Origin of the sequence: Corynebacterium sp. sy039 (assembly GCF_007904105.1) — a bacterium.
Taxonomy (GTDB): Bacteria; Actinomycetota; Actinomycetes; order Mycobacteriales; family Mycobacteriaceae; genus Corynebacterium.
The window spans coordinates 416,844-436,582 of sequence record NZ_CP042325.1; the positions used below are offsets into that span (position 1 = coordinate 416,844).

Annotated in this window: 18 protein-coding genes; 16 read left to right on the plus strand and 2 right to left on the minus strand. The window is 45.4% G+C overall.

All coding sequences use genetic code 11. The features are described from left to right. Nucleotides 1–29 precede the first annotated feature (29 nt). The 6 genes from FQV43_RS01825 (at nt 30) to FQV43_RS01850 (ending at nt 5,654) form a co-directional block, all read left to right on the plus strand. Nucleotides 30–1,046 carry a DNA-directed RNA polymerase subunit alpha gene (locus FQV43_RS01825; protein WP_144273885.1) on the plus strand — a complete coding sequence of 339 codons (1,017 nt, stop codon included), beginning with the start codon at nt 30–32 and terminating at the stop codon, nt 1,044–1,046. 97 nt (nt 1,047–1,143) lie between these two features. After that, a complete protein-coding gene (gene rplQ / locus FQV43_RS01830; protein ID WP_144273886.1) occupies nt 1,144–1,665 on the plus strand; it encodes a 50S ribosomal protein L17 in 522 nt (173 codons plus the stop codon). A gap of 165 nt (nt 1,666–1,830) precedes the next feature. Beyond that, nucleotides 1,831–2,658 carry a hypothetical protein gene (locus tag FQV43_RS01835; RefSeq protein ID WP_146338442.1) on the plus strand — a complete coding sequence of 276 codons (828 nt, stop codon included), beginning with the start codon at nt 1,831–1,833 and terminating at the stop codon, nt 2,656–2,658. Next, a complete protein-coding gene (gene truA, locus FQV43_RS01840; protein ID WP_144273888.1) occupies nt 2,651–3,502 on the plus strand; it encodes a tRNA pseudouridine(38-40) synthase TruA in 852 nt (283 codons plus the stop codon). Before FQV43_RS01835 ends, truA begins: the two co-directional genes overlap by 8 nt. 235 nt (nt 3,503–3,737) lie before the next feature. Next, nucleotides 3,738–5,090 (plus strand): type VII secretion protein EccB, encoded by a 1,353-nt coding sequence (gene eccB, locus FQV43_RS01845; protein WP_168195018.1) that lies wholly within the window; start codon nt 3,738–3,740, stop codon nt 5,088–5,090. A gap of 144 nt (nt 5,091–5,234) precedes the next feature. Further along, nucleotides 5,235–5,654: a TIGR02611 family protein gene (locus FQV43_RS01850; protein WP_146338448.1), complete on the plus strand. Its 420-nt coding sequence runs from the start codon at nt 5,235–5,237 to the stop codon at nt 5,652–5,654. A 12-nt stretch (nt 5,655–5,666) separates the two neighbouring features. Here FQV43_RS01850 and FQV43_RS01855 read toward each other — a convergent pair whose 3' ends face one another. Both FQV43_RS01855 and eccD read right to left on the minus strand, forming a co-directional pair. Further along, entirely contained in the window at nt 5,667–6,908 is a 1,242-nt protein-coding gene (locus tag FQV43_RS01855) for a S8 family serine peptidase (RefSeq protein ID WP_168195019.1), read from the minus strand. A 17-nt stretch (nt 6,909–6,925) separates the two neighbouring features. Beyond that, complete coding sequence (gene eccD, locus FQV43_RS01860; protein WP_146338454.1) at nt 6,926–8,323, minus strand: type VII secretion integral membrane protein EccD; 1,398 nt, start codon at nt 8,321–8,323, stop codon at nt 6,926–6,928. A 221-nt stretch (nt 8,324–8,544) separates the two neighbouring features. Here eccD and eccCa point away from each other — a divergent pair, with 221 nt between their 5' ends. From eccCa to FQV43_RS01910, 10 genes are all read left to right on the plus strand, one after another. After that, nucleotides 8,545–12,453, plus strand: a complete 3,909-nt coding sequence (gene eccCa, locus FQV43_RS01865; RefSeq protein ID WP_146338457.1) for a type VII secretion protein EccCa — start codon at nt 8,545–8,547, stop codon at nt 12,451–12,453. Between the two features lie 79 nt (nt 12,454–12,532). Then, nucleotides 12,533–13,594 (plus strand): type VII secretion-associated protein, encoded by a 1,062-nt coding sequence (locus tag FQV43_RS01870; protein WP_146338460.1) that lies wholly within the window; start codon nt 12,533–12,535, stop codon nt 13,592–13,594. Nucleotides 13,595–13,847: 253 nt separating this feature from the next. After that, nucleotides 13,848–14,165, plus strand: a complete 318-nt coding sequence (locus FQV43_RS01875; RefSeq protein WP_144273895.1) for a WXG100 family type VII secretion target — start codon at nt 13,848–13,850, stop codon at nt 14,163–14,165. 154 nt (nt 14,166–14,319) lie between these two features. Beyond that, the gene (locus FQV43_RS01880) at nt 14,320–14,607 is read left to right on the plus strand and encodes a WXG100 family type VII secretion target (protein ID WP_144273896.1); all 288 of its coding nucleotides are present in this window, start codon (nt 14,320–14,322) and stop codon (nt 14,605–14,607) included. A 334-nt stretch (nt 14,608–14,941) separates the two neighbouring features. After that, complete coding sequence (gene rplM / locus FQV43_RS01885; RefSeq protein WP_144273897.1) at nt 14,942–15,385, plus strand: 50S ribosomal protein L13; 444 nt, start codon at nt 14,942–14,944, stop codon at nt 15,383–15,385. Next, nucleotides 15,382–15,912 (plus strand): 30S ribosomal protein S9, encoded by a 531-nt coding sequence (rpsI, locus tag FQV43_RS01890; RefSeq protein ID WP_144273898.1) that lies wholly within the window; start codon nt 15,382–15,384, stop codon nt 15,910–15,912. Before rplM ends, rpsI begins: the two co-directional genes overlap by 4 nt. Before the next feature lie 169 nt (nt 15,913–16,081). Further along, nucleotides 16,082–17,428, plus strand: coding sequence for a phosphoglucosamine mutase (gene glmM / locus FQV43_RS01895; protein WP_144273899.1), 1,347 nt, complete (start codon nt 16,082–16,084; stop codon nt 17,426–17,428). An 83-nt stretch (nt 17,429–17,511) separates the two neighbouring features. Beyond that, a complete protein-coding gene (locus FQV43_RS01900; RefSeq protein WP_144273900.1) occupies nt 17,512–17,796 on the plus strand; it encodes a hypothetical protein in 285 nt (94 codons plus the stop codon). 3 nt (nt 17,797–17,799) lie between these two features. Continuing rightward, on the plus strand, nt 17,800–19,482 hold the full coding sequence (locus FQV43_RS01905; protein WP_146338463.1) for a hypothetical protein: 1,683 nt from the start codon (nt 17,800–17,802) through the stop codon (nt 19,480–19,482). Beyond that, complete coding sequence (locus tag FQV43_RS01910) at nt 19,482–19,730, plus strand: hypothetical protein (protein WP_144273902.1); 249 nt, start codon at nt 19,482–19,484, stop codon at nt 19,728–19,730. Before FQV43_RS01905 ends, FQV43_RS01910 begins: the two co-directional genes overlap by 1 nt. Nucleotides 19,731–19,739 lie beyond the last annotated feature (9 nt).

Consider the following 19,739-nt stretch of genomic DNA (forward strand, 5'->3'; position numbering starts at 1 on the left):
AATAGCGGGCGTCATACAAGGAGAGTTCAATGCTCATTTCTCAGCGTCCAACACTAAGTGAAGAGGTTGTCGATCAGGCACGCTCTCGGTTCACTATTGAGCCATTGGAGCCTGGTTTTGGTTACACCCTCGGTAACTCACTTCGTCGTACTTTGTTGTCATCCATTCCGGGTGCAGCTGTTACCAGTGTAAAAATTGATGGTGTGCTGCATGAGTTCACCACAATCAATGGTGTAAAAGAGGATGTTTCTGACATCATCTTGAACATTAAAAGTCTTGTTCTTTCTTCTGACTCTGATGAGCCAGTAGTAATGTATCTGCGCGCTGAGGGACCAGGAGTCGTCACAGCAGGTGATATTGAGCCACCTGCTGGTGTCGAGGTTCACAATCCTGATGCGCATTTAGCTACCCTCAATGATCAGGGTCGCTTGGAGATTGAAATGGTTGTAGAGCGTGGTCGTGGCTATGTGCCAGCTACTCTCTATTCTGGTGCCAATGAAATTGGTCGTATTCCTGTTGATCAGATTTATTCACCAGTGCTCAAAGTGAGCTACAAGGTTGAGGCTACTCGTGTTGAGCAGCGTACCGACTTTGACAAGCTCATCATTGACGTAGAAACCAAAAACTCCATTGCTCCTCGTGACGCTCTTGCGTCTGCGGGTAAGACATTGGTTGAGCTATTTGGTCTTGCACGTGAACTCAATGTCGCTGCTGAAGGCATCGAAATTGGTCCATCACCGCAAGAGACTGAATATATTGCTGCATATAGCATGCCAATTGAGGATCTGAACTTCTCAGTTCGTTCTTATAATTGCCTGAAGCGTCAAGAAATCCACAACGTCGGTGAGCTTGCTGAATGCACTGAATCCGATCTTTTGGATATTCGTAACTTTGGTCAGAAGTCAATCAACGAGGTCAAGATCAAACTTGCTGGTCTTGGTTTAACCCTCAAAGACGCACCTGCGGACTTCGATCCAACTCAGCTTGAAGGCTACGATGCCGAAACTGGCGATTATATTGACCTGGATGCGGAAGACTCGGAGTAATTGTCCTTAGGATTTCTTCTTTCATGCTTAGCAAATTGCTGTTAAGCCGGAAGAAATCTCACGCTCACTTTTCAATCCTGTACACGAGGAGTAAAAAATGCCTACCCCTAAGAAAGGTGCCCGTTTAGGCGGTTCTGCGAGCCACCAGAAGCATATTCTGTCGAATCTTGCAGCGCAACTGTTTGAGCATGGTGCTATTAAAACTACCGACGCTAAGGCAAAGGCTTTGCGTCCATATGCAGAAAAGCTCATCACAAAGGCGAAGAGCGGTTCTGTAGCTGACCGTCGTAATGTACTCAAACTTGTCCCTAACAAGGAGATCGTTGCATACCTCTTCAACGAGCTTGCACCAAAGTTTGAGAACCGTAATGGTGGTTACACTCGCATTGTTAAACTTGAAAACCGTAAAGGTGACAATGCACCTATGAGCCAGATTTCTCTTGTTCTAGAAGAGACTGTTAGTGCTGAAGCAACTCGCGCAGCACGTGCAGCAGCTTCTAAAAAAGCAGAAGAAACTGAGGAAGCTCCAGCAGCAGAAGAAACCGCTGTTGAAGAGGCCACAGTAGAAACTGAAGAAACTGTAGAATCTGCAGAAAAGGAAGAAGCAGAAGAGAAGTAAGAGAACTTTTCTACTGCCACAATGCCCACTATTTAGTGGGCATTTTTCTTTTCCCTTTTGTTGGCGATTAGTTATGCTGGTGAGGTTAATTGCTTACTCACATCACTCAGATGCAGGATATACCGCGCAAGAAAACACAAGGAAAGAGCGTCGAAAGCGAAGAATATGCATAAGAGATTGCCTGGAATACTACTTATCATGGCCGTATTCATCATATGGATCGGACAATTTATTACCATGCTGCTATGGCAGGGGATATACATGCCGGAGTATTTTCTCATGGGTGATCTTGGGGCACGGACGTGCGTAGAGATTGCAGGTCCAGGGGTACCGCGCTATATCTGTAGCCCAGGGCATCGCATATTCACTACCGCACTGTCTATCGGTGGGGTAGTAATCATTAGTGCAGCGCTGCTGCTGATCAGGGGGCAGAAAACAAAGAACGTGGTCACAGTGGTGCGACCATTACTAGTGTATGCGGGGTTAGGGGCACTCATCGTCGCTGGTTTTGGTGCGTTAGGAATTGCTTTTATCGACTCCAGCACGCATAGTTTTGCACATACTACCGCAATGAGCATTTTTATTTTTTCTTTGTGGGGTTGTTTAGTGAGCTTATGTATTCATGCACTGCGGTATCGTCATCATCGCTCGCGAATGCTCAGCAGCCACGAAAGTGTTGACACGGCGTATGAGAATCTGATCACCCCAATAATTGCATGGTGTGGGATTGTATTATTAGTCATTTCTCTTGTTGGTTTTGGGCTTTTTATTTCTTCCACATCTCCAGCTCCTTATGGCACTTATCAGCATATGAGCTGTGATAGTTTATTGCTGTGGCTGCTGATGTTTGGTGCAGCATTAGGCTTTGGATCGACGAAGAATAGGCAGCTGCGTCGGCAAGCGCAAAGAGATAAAGATGCTGCGATAGTGGCAGCACAAGAGGCATTAACCCAATCAAGTAGCGCCGGCAATGGAAAGATGAATAATGAGTGATGAGATCTTAAGACTGAGATTAGACATTGCCTATGATGGCACGGATTTTCATGGTTGGGCACGTCAAGGGGATCAAGAACTACGGACAGTGCAACGTGTCCTAGAGGATAATCTGAGTCTTATTTTGCGGTATCCGATTGCTCTGACAGTTGCTGGACGTACTGATGCCGGGGTGCATGCTAGTGGGCAGGTAGCGCACTGTGATGTCCCTGCGCATGCGCTTGATACTCGTAGTATTGCTGGTGATCCTCAGCGACTGGTACGCAGGTTAGCACGGCTACTTCCTGAGGATGTTCGTGTCAATAACTGCACACGCGTCCCTCAAACCTTTGATGCTCGTTTTTCTGCTTTACGACGACACTATCGCTATCGAATTACCACTGCTCAACGCGGTGCTTTACCGACGCGTTTGCGAGACACTGCAACCTGGAATCACGATGTGGATATGCTTGTCATGCAAACAATCGCTGATTCTTTAGTAGGACTACATGATTTTGCTGCCTTTTGTAAATACCGTGAAGGCGCAACGACAATTCGACATCTTGAGCATTTTTCATGGCGAGATATATCAACGCCACAGGAACCGCAACTCTATGAAGCTCATGTCGTTGCAGATGCTTTTTGCTGGTCAATGGTGAGATCCCTGGTAGGAGCCTGTCTGGTGGCAGGAGAAGGGAAACGACCAGCAGATTTTGCGTCCTCTCTCTTAGCCCAAGAAGCTCGATCCTCTTTAGTGCCTGTAGCACCAGCTCGAGGTTTAACCTTGACCGCTGTAGATTATCCAGAGGAGGAACAATTGGCGCAGCGAGCAGTGCAAACAAGAGCTAAGCGCGAAGTGATTTAGGGTAGAAATGCTTTTGGGGTGGTGTTGGGATGATGGTGGGTTTGAGCGTTGCAATCATCTACTACACCACGATGATTGCTGAGTCAGGACTCACCACTAGCTAGCCATATCGTCCTAGCCATATCTCCTTTTTTATTTTATAATGCTAACATCTTTGTGTTTCCTTTCGGTCATGTTGTGTATCAGAAGGAAACATAGGAAACAGGGGCTATAAGGGATAAAAATAGGGGGTAGTGTGGTTAGGTTTAATCCAACAACAAAAGCGCAATTATCTGGGCATAAGTTTCTTAAGCGGCGCATTGAACACGGGCTAGCTTTGGGAGATATCCGGATGATTCATGACCCACTGGCTAGACGTCGTAGAGCTTTGTTCTTTGGGCTTGCAACGAGTGCATTGTTGGTGGTTGGCTCATTGGCTCTAGCGTTTTTTGCTCCACAGGCGCATCCGGGTGACGCACGTATTATTGAAGCTCAATCTGGGCAGCTTTTTGTGCAGATCGACCAAGCGTATCATCCGGTAAATAATTTGGCGTCAGCGCGTTTGGTGGTTGGAGAAGCGGAAAAACCTCAACGCATTTCCGATAGTCTATTAGCGGATTTTCCGAAAGCGGTTCCTATTGGGATTATTGACGCTCCAGGAATTTTTGATTCCAGGAGACACCCTTATGCGTTAGATTGGTTTGCGTGCCACTACACTGATACACCCGAAACACGTACGCAGGTTGCAGCAGATAGGCTGACCCTTATTGCTCATAAAAGAAGTGAAAACATCAAGCAGTATGCTTTATCGGATATAGGTGATTCAGGGCATCAAGCAGCATTTTTGGCACGAGTTGCTGACCAAGATTATCTTGTTACAGCTGCTGGTCGTCAATTATTACCTCCGGAAGAATCGCCTTTTGGTCGTAGCGTTCGACGTTCCTTAGGTATTAGTCACCAGACGCCCAGGTGGATACCGCCTGCAGAGTTATTTAGTGCGATTACAGAGCTTGTTCCTATGGCTGTGCCAGATCCTCGGGCACAGGTTTGGAAAACATCTACTTCTTTCGAGGAAGAAACCCGCAGCACAGAACTATCTGCTGAAGGTAAGTCGGTTTTGCAGGAACAATTTTGGTTGTATTTAGATGATAAGGTCACAGAAATTAGCACACTACAAGCAGAGATTTTGGTTGAACTAGGATATGTGCTTCAGACAGTGCAATCGGCAGAGATTGCGAATAAAGAGGATCTGAACTATGAGGTGCTTTTGCTATCTCAGCTAGTTGAGATGGAGAATCCAAGTAAGAAAAATGTTTGTGTTACTCAGCAGGCACAGGTTGTGCTCCTTGAAGAAAATACGCAGCCTTTAATGCTATCGGGCAGTAGTGTTGCTACACACTATCAATCGGTAGGTACAAGTATTGCAGTTGATACTGGGCAAGGCACCCACATTATTTCGGAGACAGGCTTGAGGCACCAAGTTGCTGATCAGGGAACGCTTGAGGCATTAGGTATTGGTGAGGTTCATGATATTCCGTGGTTATTTCTACGGTTATTGCCAGAAGGAACGCCATTGACTAAAGAGAAAGCACTGATGCCGATTTACTGATTTTGTTGATGTTGTGCAGAGATTCTCTTCTTGCGAGTAGAAGCAAGTAGGCTCGAGGAGATAGCGTTAAGCAATGCAAAGATAGAAAATGCTTGTAATCGACTGTAAGCTCATATCAACCTCGAATTGAAAGTTGGGAATCTCATGGGGAAAATGCGTGATGCAGTGAGCGAAAAAATCGACAAGATTGAACGACATCATGCAGCTCTAAAAACACGACGCTTTGGATTCTTGGTGCGTCCACTGACTCTGTTTCTAGGCTCACTTATTACCATTATCGGTATTGTGACTATCCCTTTTCCAGGACCAGGGTGGCTCACTGTCTTCATTGGAGTAGGCATTTTATCGCTCGAAGCACATTGGGCGCAGAGGCTATTGAAATGGGGAATTCACAAATACGAGCAGTTTTTTCTTTGGTATAAAAACCAAAATAAAAAGATACGCTACGGGATCATCTTCGCTACTTGTTTATGCGTTTGGATTTGTGTAGCAGTGGCAGCGTACATAAGTTGGAAATGCGGAGCAATCCCTGCATTAGACCCAATCATGACAAAATTTTTCTAAGTAGCGAGTGCGCTAATTCTTGTTCATTCTTTTGCTACGCAGCCCTGCGAGAAATAGGGAAAAACAGATGATTGCGCTGAGGACACCACATGAAGTGAGCGTATAAGAATGGAATAATCGATCCTCATTATGTTTTTGCTCATCTTTTTTCGTCGAAAGTCTTATGTGGTGCGTGGGTACTGGTGTTGAGCGCAACATACTAATTACTCGTTCCGGAATAACAGCACCAGAAACGGGATCTACGCTATCAAATAATAAGGATCGAATTTCTGCATTGGAGGCATAGGGCATTCTTTGTTTGAGCAAGGCTGCCAAACCGGTGACTATCGGAGCCGCAAAGCTCGTTCCCTCGAATGGTGTTAGCGAGTTACCATTGACTATCCCCGCACTCATGCCTCCGTCATGTATGTCAAGACCGGCATAAACATGACCAAGGACGCTCAAAGAAGGTAGGGGAGAGCGTAGTGAATAATCTGCGATTGTTCTGGAATCTTTCAGTGAAGAAACCCTAATAACATTTGGTTTATGAGCTGGCAATGCTACTGATCCTTGAGGGCATGCACTTGACTCATTGCCTGCAGCTGCCACAATAAGAACATTATGCTGCTCCGCTAAGGCAAGTGCTGAATCTAGCTGATATGTGACCGCTGGATCAGCATCAGCAGGAAGACAACTTACAACAGAGATATTGATAATATGCGCGCCTTGTTCCACTGCTGCAACAATCGCTTGGGTTAATGAATCCAAAGTACCACTACCTGATTCATCAGAATCATCTTTATGAGTACGGATGAGGGCGCTTGTTTGACGTAGAGATAATAATTCAACATCCGGTGCTACACCGACGACGGCATCACCATGATCACGTGCTGCAATAATTCCTGCGACGATGGTGCCATGTGCATCACAATCCTCTAGTGCAGAGAATTTCTGTTCACCGTCAAGGAAATCACCCCCATCTTGTACCACACCAAGGCGTGGATGCGCATAAACACCAGTGTCAATCACTGCCACTCGTATTCCTACACCAGTGGCAAAACGATGAGCTGCCCGGTATGAATCTGCTAATTGTGCTTGCTGCCTAATATCATTGTCTGATGCTTGAAGCGTTGGTGCGCACTTTTGTTCTTGAGCAAATGCTTGAGGGGCATATGGCAGAAATAAGCAGGAAGTGAGGATGGTGAAACTAAGAAAAATATATAGCGAGTATGTGATCTTTTTGTGCGCCATGTAGAAGTAGCGGTATGTAATCATGATGCTGTTTCCTCCTGTTATCCGAGAGATCGAATGAACGAAAAAACTCCGGCTAAATGCGCGCATAATGGCAAGCAAGCTGCGATTGATAAAGATTCACAGCGTTCTAACCACACAATAGTAGTGGGTTGAAAATAAAGATCTCGTTGCTTTGACCTCAAGGAATATAGTGAAAAACAAATAATCACTAGCACTGGTATTATTGCGGCAACCATAGAAATAGGGTTCTCGAATTGGGTAGCGTGAATTGACGAAAGCAGGCAAGAAAGGCCGCTAAGCCACATAGCCCACGTGGTTATTGCGCTAATAAAACGATGCGCATGAAGTAAAAGGGCAAGACCGAGCGTGGTAGTTAGTGCTTGGCTGAAACTATCAGCATAGAAACTAAGTGATAGTGCACAAATACATATAAATACTGACGTTCCGATAGTGATGCCAGCAACCAATGCGTGTGCGTTATCGATTGCATTGGCACAATTGTTTGCATCGTCTATGGTGTTTTCTTCATCACTCAGAGACAAGTCCTGACCAGCACTAGGAAGACGAGGTATGCGTATTTTTGCAACTAGCATGGCGATATTTGGAGTGTACATCGTGGTTATTAGTGCATTCCCAAGCCCCAAAGCGCATATGTTGCGTAGCCAAGGCAAAGCGTGAGGAGCAGCATCGAACGGACTGAGCACTAAAAAAGCTGCAGGACTAGATCCTGCCATGAGGAAAAAGAAACTAGCAACAGCTGCTGCATGGGTAATGTGTATTTTTCCTGCGACGATAGCAATGCCAATGCATAATAGGGCGCTCAGTGAGGCAAGGAGTACTGCCAATCCTGCATGAGGAGCGCTGATCAAAAATATTTTTTCTTGAATAAGAATGGAAAAGACACCGATTGCCGTCGATAAGCAACTAAAAGTTAACAGTGATGAAGTGTGTTTCCAGCTGCACAGTGATAAGCCGCATAGTCCCACTGCAAGTAATCGGCTAAAAGGGGCAATAGGGATAGGTAGCAAGAAAACAAAGAGTGCAAAAGCGAGGAACCCACCGTATAGTGCGGTCACAAGGGTATGTTGTAAGTGGGCTGTGCTTATAGTTTGGGCATAATCTGCTAGCGCCTCGGCAGCATCTTTGGAAATAGGTGAGAAATACTGTTCTTGTGGGCTAAGCACAATGATTGCTCCGTGCTCTAGGCCTGTGTGAACAAGGGGGGTGAACAGATCAATAGGCTTCCCGCTTGCAGTGTGTGCTTGCCATTGGGTAGAAGATTCCAATGCGTCGCATAACCTAAGAATCTCAGGTAGTGCCTCTGCTAGTGAAGAACTGGCAGGAAGGGCACAGTCATGTCCTTTTCGTATTGCCTCAATATCGGTACCGAGATTAAAGCGAATATGCGCTCGTAAATAGTGATCAGCGGATATCATTTTTCTCCAATAGTTGTTCTAATGCCAGTTGTGTTTTTAGACGCGAGGATTTCTGGAATGGTTCCGTGGAGAAAAATTTTGTTAAAAGCTGGCACAAAAATATGTATTTGTTTTAGAATAAAAAATGTATTAGCCCTTTGGTTGCATCGCAGATATGTGGCTTCTTTATCTAGAAGAGAACTAAAGCGGAAATACGCAAGGGGATCATTGGGGGGAGTAAAATGAGGCTTTTTTCGCGCAGTCGGAACAAAAGTAAAGCAAAAAATACGACGCACCATCTCAAGGTGGATACCGGAACAAGTGCGCGCATAAGAGCACGTAAACGTGCTAATACGCCTGTCGCTTCGGAGGGAATAAGCCAACAAGCATATCGAGAGAGGCACGATTCTTTTTCACTAAGTCGAATTGTAGATCTTGATTCCTACACATATGTTAATGATCTTCCTGAGTTGCCCAGTGCACCTATTGTTCCTGAAGCAGTACCACAGGCAGCAAAGTCTCAACCGGTTTCTTTTATGCGGGCATTTATGCCGTTAATCATGGTCGTCATGGTGATTGGCATGGTAGGGCTTATGGTAGCTTCAGGAACCACGATCAACCCCATGATGCTGATTTTTCCGCTCATGATGGCGATGAGTGCAATTATGATGTTTGGTTCAACTCCCGGCGAAGATATTGATGAAGTTCGCAGAACATATTTGCGCCACCTCAGCGCGTTAAGGGGAAAAATAAATAACAATGCTGCAGCACAACGTGAGCATGAGCTATATCATTATCCTGCGCCACAGCATTTGTGGCTTATGACTGAGCAACCTCGATTATGGGCGATAAGTGCACATGAGGATAGAGCATTGGCAATTCGTGTTGGGGTTGGCATGAAAGCACTGTGTACTCCTCTTTCTCCTAAAAATATAGGAGCCATAGAAGATTTAGATCCGGTATGCGCAGTGGGTTTGCGTAGACTTATCCGGTCTGGTGAAACAGTAACGCAATTGCCAATTGTGATTCAGCTGCGCGCTTTTCCTATAGTGTTTTTGTATGGCGCACAAGCGTTAGATCTCATGCGGGCAATGATCATCAATCTCACTTATCACCATGATCCGCAAACGGTAGCTATAGCGGTATATAGCACTAAGTTGCAGTGGTGCAAATGGTTGCCGCATACCTATGATGTTGATAATGCGAGCTATAAAATTTTGATTTTGGACATGGACAATATGTCTTTATCCTCGGACGAAATACATATAGTTCTCTCTGGGCAACAGTGGACTAGTGTCTTATGTTTTAGTGAAAAGAAACAAAATTCTTTATTTTTGCTTAAAGCAGAAGATGAAGGATTGGTGTTGTGCGTTGATGAAAAAATAAGGGTGCAAACGCAACAGGGGGAAGAGGAAATTGCTACAGCAGATTGTATATCTCATGGTGAGGCTGAACTTTTTGCGCGGATGCTAACAAAATATCGGCGTAATGATCAAAACGAAAGTCTAAAAAACGAGTTATGTTCTTTGTTGGGGATACATGAATGCTCCCCAAAGGAACTTCGCAGGTTGTGGTTCTCTTCTGAACGGGAGCGGTTAGCTGTACCTATTGGTCTGGATATTGATGGAAAACCTCTCATCATTGATATTAAAGAATCAGCGCATGGTGGAATGGGACCACATGGTTTATGCGTAGGGGCAACTGGTTCAGGAAAATCTGAGTTGCTGAGGACACTGGTTGTTGCAATGGCTGCAGCTCATAGTCCAGAACAGCTTAATTTTGTTCTCGTTGATTTTAAGGGGGGAGCTACATTCTTAGGCTTAGAAAAACTGCCTCATACTTCGGCGGTTATCACAAACCTTGAAGAAGAATCAGTCTTGGTTGAGCGTATGTATGACGCTATTTCTGGCGAGTTGCATCGACGGCAAGAATTGCTGCGTCATGCTGGCAACTATGCCAATGTCGGTGAATATACCAAGGCTCGAGAAACAGAACTCGCGCACAAAGGCCATACAGATTTAGAACCGCTTCCGGCATTGTTTATTGTGGTTGATGAATTTTCTGAACTATTGGGTCAGCATCCAGATTTTGCGGATCTATTCGTTGCTGTGGGCAGACTAGGGCGATCATTACATATACATCTTTTGCTAGCTTCGCAGCGTCTTGATGAAGGAAGATTGCGTGGTCTTGATTCTCACTTGAGTTATCGGATTGGCTTAAAGACGTTTTCTAGTGCGGAATCTCGTCAAGTGCTTGGCATTGCAGATGCCTATCAACTTCCTAATACACCTGGAGCAGGGTACTGTAAAACAACTTCTGATGAGTTGATACGATTTCAGACTGCCTATGTATCTGGGGTAATTGAAACTCTGCACAAGAATGAACAGCAGGGTGATACTTATGATTCATGCAACGGTGAAGTATCGCAAACAATACAGAAAGTAAAACTATGGCAAAATTGGGAAGACCTCATAATATCTGAAGAACAGACTCGTATCGCGGATCCTCATGGAAGAACGCTTGTCGACGTTCTTGTTGAGGCAAGTACCGCTTTGGCAAAGGACTCTGGATACTTAGCTCGTGCCATTTGGTTGCCGCCATTGCCAAAAGAATTAGCACTTGCTGAGGTGAAACAAGCACAAGGATTTTTGCACGTAAATCTGGGAATTATTGATCGCCCATACCATCAGAGTCAAGATGTTTTTACTATTGCGTTTACGGGACAAAATGGGCATATAGCCATCTGTGGAGGGCCGCAGACTGGGAAAACCACTGCAGTGCGTAGTCTGCTACTTGGGTTATGTCTGACGCATACTACAGAGGATATACGATTCTATATTCTCGACTTAGCCGGCACAGCTTTAGCTCAAATGTGCTCTCTACCGCATATTGCGGGCATAGCGCATCGTTATGAAGAAGAAAAGATCAGAAGGACAGTCGATGAAGTCATTGGTTTGATTGAGTCACCTGAATCTCGTCATACATTCCTAGTAGTAGATGGTTGGCATGTACTCAATAGTGAGTATGATGACATGCTTGACAAACTAGCCTATATTGCTTCCGACGGATTGGCAGCTCGGGTACATTTGATTGTTACGACACCACGGTGGAGCAGTATTCGACCTGTTGTGCGGGATCTTATTTCTCAGCGTATAGAACTTAAAATAGGCGAAGCACTAGATTCTCTCATTGACCGAAAAGCGCAACAAAAATTGGTAGCTCTACCTGGAAGAGGTCTTACAGTTGATGGGGAAAATATGCTTATAGCACTTTCTGCTAATCAGGATATTAGTTATATCGCAGGAAAACTTGCTCTGCAGGCAAAAGTACCTCAGCTTAAACTACTTCCAGAAAAAATTTCACTGAACCAATTACAAAAAGATATGGTTCCGGAAAATGAACCACAAGGTATTGTGCTTGGTCTAGGTGGGCAAGAAATGGAGCAGGTTTGTTGGGACCACAATACTCATCAGCACCTATTATGTTTTGGCTCTCAGGGATCTGGAAAAACCACATTGCTATCTACAGTGATAGCAGGGATTTGTAATGGCGATAGGAACATATCGCGTATCGTTATGCTAGATCATCGACGTGCTCACCTGGGAGAAATTCCTGAAGAGTTTTTAGCTGCTTATTCTGCTAATACTGCTCAATCAGAAAAAATCATAAGCGATTTAGTAACTACTTTGACGCAACGATTGCCACCTGCTGATATCACTCCAGCAGAACTGATGAAACGAACCTGGTGGACCGGTCCAGAATTATTTTTGCTTATCGACGACCTTGATATGTTACCTGACAGTGTTATGCATCCGCTTCTGCAACTTATGGCACATAGTCGTGATATTGGATTGCACGTTGTTATAGCACGCAAAGTCGGTGGCATACAAAGGGCGCTGTATCAACCATTTCTTTCCCAGATCAAAGATCAATCACCTATGGTGCTGATACTAGATGCTGATAAAGATGATGGAGTCATTTTTGGAGTGCGTCCTGTGCATCAGATACCAGGCAGAGCACAGTGGGTGCAAAGAGGAGTTCATATGGGATCTATCCATATTGCTTGTGCACAAGATAATGCTATGGATGGCGTCGATAGCGAATTTTCTGATGGTTCCCATTCTGCTGACCAAGATGACAGCACCGAATAGTAAGTAACAAAATCCTTACTCGTCAATGCTGAGAAGGACCATGGGGGAGTGAGTAAAACAAGAATGAGGGGGCGAATAAATGGCAACTTATCCAGCAAATACATATGATCTGATTGAACCAGAAGAAATGACACCAGATCTCATCATTAGCGTTATAGATACAGCGACGATTTTTGAGAGATCTGGTGCAGATTCGGTTTATAGATATGACCTACCTGCTAGTGGTGTAACTCTTGGATGGGCTCTCGAAGCTATTGCGGATCAAGCCCGGACGATGCTTGCGGCGATCTGGTCAGACGCAGAGATCGCAGTAGATGCAACTGCAGAAGTCGCTGAGCATCTTGTTGGGTACTTCGTCGAGAGAGGAATAAATGCGTATGCAGCTGAAGTGATAAGGGAACAAGAGCTGCCAGATACGGCTCAATCGTATGAAGAAATACAACGACCGAGAAAAGCAGTACAAAGAAATATCTTTAGCTGGGTCAATCCGCTGAGATTAGCAATTATTTTTGTTGTCGTAACGGTAATTATTCTTTCCTGGATCACCTTAGGCAAAGAGACTAAAGAGAACACTCACAATTCTGTTTACGAAGCTCAAGCACAAGAGGACGCAACAGAGCAGCGCAGTGGCTCAAGAATTAGTGAAGAAACCAAAGAGAGAGCTAAGCGCAGCAAAAATCAAGAAAAACAACAGGATTCAGGGCAAGTGGTGCTTGAATCCGAAGTGCTCCTGGTTAGTTTACCGATGGGTTTTCATTGGGAAGAAAAAATGGAGTCTGGTCAAGTAGATACTAACCAAATTCTTACAGCTACTGGGCAAGATAAAGACTTACGTATTTTGTTATCCATTGAACCGATGCATGATTTATCACCGCAGCAAATAATCGATGAAATGCGCACAACAATTGATCTTGATCCAACTCTGTCGCATACTGCTCCCCTGGAAACAAAGCGGGGTAAGGAACACATTGGGTACCGTGAAAGCCCTGGAGATGGTTCAACGGTGCTATGGTCGGTGTGGGTAGAAAATGCGTCGATCTACTCCGTGGGATGCCATGTACGAGCTCAAGAAACACTCAATATCTCTCAACGGGCAACGTGTCGGATGGCGATTGAGAGTGTGGCACCTAGAAATGCATGAGAAACAGAAGAAAAAGAAAATAGCATGAATACTTTTCAGATATTTTTTATAACTCAGGGAACCTAGAGAAAACATAGAGCGTCTAAAACAATAAGTCCACAATGATGTGGGCTATTACGTATTCATAATGAGTGAGCTCAATGGAACTCCAATATGGACGTATTGGAATTTTTCATTAGGCTGAACTCTTTTTATCGCTTTATTTTAGAAGAACCTAACAGTGTTCCAGATAAAGCATGATAGGAGGGGACTTATGTCTGGATTATTGAGAACAGAAGCCGAAGTGATGGTATCTACTGCGGCTCGAGTGGATGACACCAACAACGAAGTGCAGGGCGAATTGAATAGGCTGCGTGGAGTGGTGGATTCTATTCGTGGAGCATGGGCAGGTTCGGCGCAAGTCAGCTTTGATAATCTCATGCAACGTTGGAATAGCTCAGCGCAGAACTTGCAGCAAGCACTGGGATCGATCAGTGATAATATCCGATCCAATGCGCGTTCATTTGAGAATGTTGAAGCAGATAATGCACAAGCGTTTTCTAGTGTGGGCGGTCAAGGTTTAGCGTTGTGATAGCGATAAACATGGGAGGAGAAATACAACTTCTTCTTGCTAAAAAATATCGGCAATTAGCGCGATATCTAGCTCGGCGACTCAGAAAAGCAATAAGTGGCCATGAATATATGGCCTGAAATTATTGTATGCAATCAGAAAATAAGGGGGAAATATGGACATGATTAAATATGGTTTCGGCGAAATTGAAACCGCTGCGGGTGATATTCAATCAACTTCTGGTCGAATTAATTCCTTGCTGGAAGGACTTAAAGCACAGATTCAGCCTATGGTTTCTGCATGGGAAGGCAGTTCTGCTACTGCGTATCAAGAAGCACAACGGCTATGGGATCAGTCTGCAGCAGAACTGAACACGGTGCTAGAAACTATTGCTCAAACTGTTCGTAATGGTAATGATCGTATGAGTGAGGTGAACCGTATGGCAGCTGCTTCCTGGGGATAAAATCCACAGGCTACTTCCTATAACACAATTCTTCTAATCTTCTTTTATTCATGAGCTCCTTTGGCGTCCTTATTAGTCAAGGCAGGTGACGCTGCCCAGCCAAGGAGCTCAACAACGTTTCTAACGGATATTTGGAAAAAGCGTTTTAATGCTTTACTATTGATTATTCGTGTGCATAAGGCATATTTGTCTGAAGTAGCTTATAGGGGTTCCTATAAGGTGCATTATCTTAAAATATGCAGAATGTAGTATCGGGTCACCACCGGCCGCCGGTATTTATGCTTATGTTCGTTTTGGCTGGCAGCAATCTAGACAGACTTATGAAGGAGTCATAGTGTCTACTTACCACCCAAAGAGCGGTGACATTACCCGTAAGTGGTATGTCGTCGATGCCACTGATGTGGTTCTGGGGCGCCTGGCAACACACGTAGCAGATCTTCTACGTGGTAAAGGTAAACCACAATTTGCCCCTAACGTTGATTGTGGCGATCATGTGATCGTTATCAACGCTGATAAAGTTCATGTTTCCTCTAATAAGCGTGAGCGTGAAATGCGTTACCGCCACTCTGGTTACCCAGGTGGTCTGAAGTCTATGACTCTTGGACGTTCTTTGGATCTTCATCCAGAGCGTGTTATTGAAGAGTCTGTTCGTGGAATGATGCCACACAATCGTCTTAGCCGTGCTTCTGTAAAGAAATTGCACGTTTTTGCTGGTTCTGAGCACCCATACGCTGGTCAGCAGCCAGAAACTTACGAAATTAAGCAGGTGACACAGTGACCGATCAAAACGTAAATAACCTTGAAGCTGAGGCAGCAGACATCGCTGCTGCTACTGCAGCGACAGAAGAGTTCACCAATACTATTGGTGATTCGGTGGCTGTTGAAGCTGATGTAGAAACAACTGCTCCTGCATATCATGAGGGGCCTATCCAGACTGTTGGACGTCGTAAGCGTGCTATTGTACGTGTTCGTCTGGTTGAAGGATCTGGACAGATTGTATGTAATGGTCGCCCATTTGAGGAATACTTCCCAAATAAGTTGCACCAGCAGCTCATTAAAGCTCCTCTTATGCTTATCGATCGTGATGGTCAGTTCGATATTCACGCAAACCTTGGCGGTGGCGGACCAACAGGTCAAGCAGGTGCGTTCCGTTTAGCGATTGCTCGTGCGCTGAATGTATACAATCCTTCTGATCGTCCTGCGCTCAAGAAAGCTGGCTTCCTTACCCGTGACGCTCGTGCTGTTGAGCGTAAGAAGGCTGGTTTGCACAAGGCACGTCGTGCGCCTCAGTACTCCAAGCGTTAATTTCTTCGCTTTATGTTTTAGCTTCCCATTCGTGGGAAGCTTTTTTATTTTTCTGATTAGGTGAGATTTTTTATTTTAGCGAGGTGTCATTGGAGTGCTTCCGAGAGTTCACGAGAGACTCTTGGCATTGCAACAAGAAAATACTTGACTATCTTGCATAATGGAGTTCATGACTGAATTATTTGGTACCGATGGTGTACGCGGACTGGCAAACAAAAACCTTACGGCAACCTTAGCGCTTCGCTTAGGTGCGGCAGCAGCTCATGTGCTTACTGCTGGGCATAGTTCTGCAAAGCGTCGACCATTAGCTGTGATCGGGCGTGATCCACGTGTTTCAGGAGAAATGCTTGCAGCTGCTTTAGCTGCTGGTATGGCAAGTAGAGGGGTGGATGTTTTGCGCGTGGGAGTTGTCCCTACTCCTGCAGTAGCGTATCTCACTGATTTTTATGGTGCAGATATGGGGGTTGTTATTTCTGCATCACATAACCCCATGCCAGATAACGGCATTAAGTTTTTTTCTAAAGGCGGGCATAAACTACCAGATAGCGTCGAAGAGCAAATCGAATCAGCATTAGAGGAGTTGCCGGAAACTGGTCCCACAGGGCATGGAATTGGTCGGGTAATTGAGGAGGCTGTGGATGCGCAGCAGCATTACCTGGAGCATTTGGAACAAGCAATGCCTAGATCTCTTGAAGGAATCACTGTGGTTGTTGATTGCGCCAACGGAGCCGCAAGCGATATCGCTCCTAAGGCCTACGCAGCCGCAGGAGCAAAAGTGATTGCGATCCATAACAGTCCTAACGCTTATAACATCAATGATAATTGCGGCTCGACGCACATCGAGCAGGTACAACAAGCAGTTCAAGAGCATGGTGCTGATTTGGGGTTGGCGCATGATGGCGATGCTGATAGGTGTTTGGCTGTTGATGCTTCAGGGACCGTCGTCGACGGCGATCAGATTATGGCGATTCTTGCTTTAGCCATGAAAGAAAATGGTGAGTTGCGTAAATCAACCTTGGTGGCAACTGTCATGAGTAATTTGGGTCTACGGTTAGCGATGGAAGAAGCAGGTATTGATTTACTTACGACGAAAGTCGGCGATCGTTATGTATTAGAGGAGCTTAGGACTGGTGGCTATAGCCTTGGTGGTGAGCAATCAGGGCACATTGTGCTGCCAGATTTTGGTACCACTGGTGATGGTACTTTGACTGGTTTGGCTTTGATGGGGCGCATGGCGGAAACTGGTAAAACGCTGAGCGAATTGGCTGGAGCTATGCGTGTGCTACCACAGGTTCTGATCAATGTGCCTGTTGTTGATAAAACGATTATTACTTCTTCCCCTAGCGTTATTGAGGCAATTAACCAGGCGGAACAGGAATTGGGCGATACTGGCAGAGTGTTGCTGCGTGCCTCGGGAACAGAGGAATTATTCCGTGTGATGGTGGAGGCTGTTGAGTCTGATACTGCGCGACGTATTGCAGCGGATTTGGCGGCTGTGGTGGCTAAGGTCAGCTAAAAAATAAATTATGGAACCTATGTGTGTGAGGAGTCGTCTTTTGTAGTTAAGGAAGAAAAGTAAACAACAATAAGGGGTGGGGCATGCAATTGCGTGTGAATGAATCATTGTCAGTGCTTCAGACGTTATCGGATATTCTTGGGGAGAGACGAGCAACTCATGAAGCACTGCCTCCTTGCGTCGATCCTGATATGGGAGGACGCGATTTCAGTGTTTATGCTCAAGCATTACAAGCTGCTTATGAAAAAATTTATCGCAATACAGCACATAGATTAGATTTATTGGCAGCTGGTGCGCAAAAAGCACGGCAGCAAGTGCACAGTATTGTGCGTACAGATGAGCAGAATGCTCGGGCATTGGGGGAATAAACTGTGACAGCACCACTTATCAATGCCGCTATCAGGTTATTTTCGCGATCTGTGCAGTCGTTGGTAACTGCTTCACGCGGTACATACGCAGGTCCAGCAATTGGTATCGGAGAATTAAATCATGCACTGGGTGCCACGCAGGGGTTGGATGTAGCTGGTCTCCAGAAAGCGAGTGCAGCTGGCATACAAAAACTCGGTGGATTGCCATCATTGTATAAGCCACTGTATGACATATTCGTTGATACAGCCGGTGGGTTTCTTGTGGAAGGAATCAAGAAGCTCATCGACAAAATTGATGACGCTATTTCTGGAGCAAAAGACGCTAAGAAAGAAACACAAGCTGCTACTGAGGCAATAAAAGAAATAGACGAAGAGCATTGTGCCCGAACACAGCAGCTCACAGAACAATTGCTCAATGTGATTACAACTATCAGTGACACACTCAATAGTTTGGATCCTGAGAAACAATTACCGGAGTTTATTGATCTAGTAAAATCCGGTTCCAGCCTTATCGACGAATGTGCACAGGCAATTTTGCAATTATCGCAGAGTCGAGATGAAAATATTGAAGGCTGTTTCCAAAAACTGGTCGATCACTGTCAAGCAATTGGTGATCAGGGGGCAGCTGAAACATCTTCTGAGCAAAGTAGGATATGCGAACAAGAGAAAACACCAGAGCCTACTAAAAACCAGAATAGTGCTCAAATAGGGCAAGGACAGAATACTTGTCCGGCACCACCTACTGGTACCGCGACACAAAGTAGATCTGTGCCGCCACCTGCTGAGCCTGCTGTTATTCCTACTACACCGGAAGTGCAGCCACCACCTGTAAATGCATTATCTACAGCGACGCAACCTGCGGCAGCAGTACCAACTGCTCCGGTTACTACACAGGTGCCAACAGCTCCAGCAGGGGCAATGACCCAAAACATTCATATTTCCTTAGGGACTAATAGCACCATGCCGGCAATGGTTCCTACAGATAATCCATCTGTGGCAGGAACGGGAACACCACAATATCAGCAGATACACTACGGTTTACAACCAACACCAATGCAGTACACGCAGCCACCATCACAAAATATCGGCGCAGATGCATCGCTATTGGGTAGCAATTCTTTGCTGAGTACAGATACTGGTGCGTTCTCTTATCAAGGTAGTGCTGAGGCTATTACTGCATTGAGTGTGCAAGGACAACAACTATGTCAGACGCTATCTGGAATCGGGGCACGTTTTATGAGCACTGGTCTGGATTGGGTGCTAGAACAGGCGCAGCAATATGAGGAATCTTTAACTCAACTTGATACAGTCGAGCAGGAACAGGCTAGTGCTGACCTTGCTACCGACACATCAGCTAACGATACTACACCTTCTCAACCCTCTCAGCCGGAAGAAAAGAACATCGTCACGCAACCTGAACCTGCTGCACATATACCTGCTGATCCGCCTGCCGCTACGCCTGCTGATCCACCTGTTCAACAGAAACCAGAATCAGACTCTGCTCACGCTACGCAGGCACCACCACAGCCTGAGCAGTCGGTAGCACAACCTCAACCTAATGATGAAAAAACCTGTGCAGCAGAGACAAAACCAATAGTGGGTGCCCAAGTGCGGACAGGCGGAAAAATTAGTGCAGATCTTTCTCAATCGAGTGATATTTCTGTTAAAAAGGCAGGTGCTTGGTAATGGAATATGAGGAATTTATCGAAAGATTTAAGAAACGCACTCAGGAAAGATTAGAAGAGTTTGAGCGGGCAGTAGCCCAGGTGAAAGCAGAGGCTTTAGCAGGTAATGGCACTGAAAAAGATGGCGATGGTCGTCGAAAAGCAATGGAAGAATACAGCTTGAGAGATAGAGCTGCCTCGAGTATTCTGCCCCAGCACCAGGGCAGAAATAGACGAGGCAAGGTACGCGGTGTGCTGAAAAAATTGTAGTGAATAGTT